Origin of the sequence: Flavobacterium buctense (genome assembly GCF_014486695.1) — a bacterium.
In the GTDB taxonomy this organism is placed as follows: domain Bacteria; phylum Bacteroidota; class Bacteroidia; order Flavobacteriales; family Flavobacteriaceae; genus Flavobacterium; species Flavobacterium buctense.
The window spans coordinates 1-859 of the sequence record NZ_JACTAB010000029.1 but is presented as its reverse complement, the minus strand read 5'-3'; the positions used below and the strand labels follow the sequence as shown (position 1 = coordinate 859).

Below are 859 nucleotides of genomic sequence, written 5' to 3'. Positions count from 1 at the left end.
GTTAGTGGCTATTTTTTGAGACGCCCGGAGAATTCAAGAACCTATGACACAAAGTAATTACATCAAATTTCTAAACGAACTAAAGACGTGTTCACTGATAACACTTCCTATTGCATTAATTTTTTACTTTTCATTTAAACAAATTTTTACATGCATTGCGATTTATGTTGTATTAACACTAATTGTAGCGCTTTGGTCATTCCTTGCAGATAATACTGGTTATAAAAGGCATTGTAATATTGTCGATAGTGAGGCATTTCGAAAACTCATCCAAAACGGGTTTTCAATTGAAAGAGAAAATGATTATGTTGGAATAAATGGAATTTACAAAAATTACCTGTTTGATATTTATTATGATTGGCTAACTGTATCGAATAATAAAAACAATAGAGCTATTGTATTAAATGTATATTTTGATCCGCCAAAATTTGTCAATGGAGAAACAAACCATAAGCTTTTAGAAGAGATTTCAAAACGAAATATTACCACTACTTGGAGTTTCAAGCCATACAATTTTCGTTGGAGAGAAGGAAATCTAATGATGAATAACACTGTCGGGATAAAAAATCCAAACTATGAGTTTATAGTAAAGAGAATGGATTTATTAATCGACATTTTAAAAAAGGAAAAATTGCAGTCTGTCGAAAAGTCAATAGTCCTGGAAAAGCGAGAGGTTATTAAACATGCGTTAGTTCCTGAAATTCTAGTTTATTTTAATAAAAACAGCCACTAACAGCGGTTTCGCGCTATTGCTGGTTTTTCTTGAATTGTTCTTCTTTCTTCACGAAAATATTTTATCTTAGCAGAAAGTACGCAGTTCGCTGGCATCGCAACAGTCGCGAAGCCGCGGCACGTTAGC

1 protein-coding gene is annotated in these 859 nt (G+C 32.9%); it reads left to right on the top strand.

The window, feature by feature from the left end; all coding sequences use genetic code 11:
• Nucleotides 1-43 precede the first annotated feature (43 nt).
• Nucleotides 44-733, top strand: a complete 690-nt coding sequence (locus ICG50_RS13010; protein ID WP_187661330.1) for a hypothetical protein — start codon at nucleotides 44-46, stop codon at nucleotides 731-733.
• Nucleotides 734-859 lie beyond the last annotated feature (126 nt).